Raw genomic sequence first — 489 nt, forward strand, 5'->3', positions numbered from 1 at the left:
AGGTCCAGTGGCACCGGTAGCGCCAGTAGCACCCGTGTTACCTTGAGCACCTTGAGGTCCAGTAGCACCCGTGTTACCTTGAACACCTTGAGGTCCGGTAGCGCCCGTGTTACCTTGAGCACCTTGAGGTCCAGTAGCACCAGTGTTACCTTGAGCACCTTGAGGTCCAGTGGCACCGGTAGCGCCAGTAGCACCAGTGTTACCTTGAGCGCCTTGAGGTCCAGTAGCGCCGGTAGCGCCTGTGTTACCTTGAACACCTTGAGGTCCAGTAGCACCAGTGTTACCTTGAGCGCCTTGAGGTCCAGTAGCGCCGGTAGCACCAGTGTTACCTTGAACACCTTGAGGTCCAGTAGCACCAGTGTTACCTTGAGCGCCTTGAGGTCCAGTAGCGCCGGTAGCACCTGTGTTACCTTGAGCGCCTTGAGGTCCAGTAGCACCAGTAGCGCCGGTAGCGCCTGTGTTACCTTGAACACCTTGAGGTCCAGTAGC

Annotated in this window: 1 pseudogene; it reads right to left on the reverse strand. The window is 57.7% G+C overall.

Features of this window, described 5'->3' with window-relative positions:
- A pseudogene (locus ACK1U5_RS00005) lies at positions 1-489 on the reverse strand (collagen-like protein); the annotation flags it as partial.

The organism is Bacillus sp. XB1 (assembly GCF_053557995.1).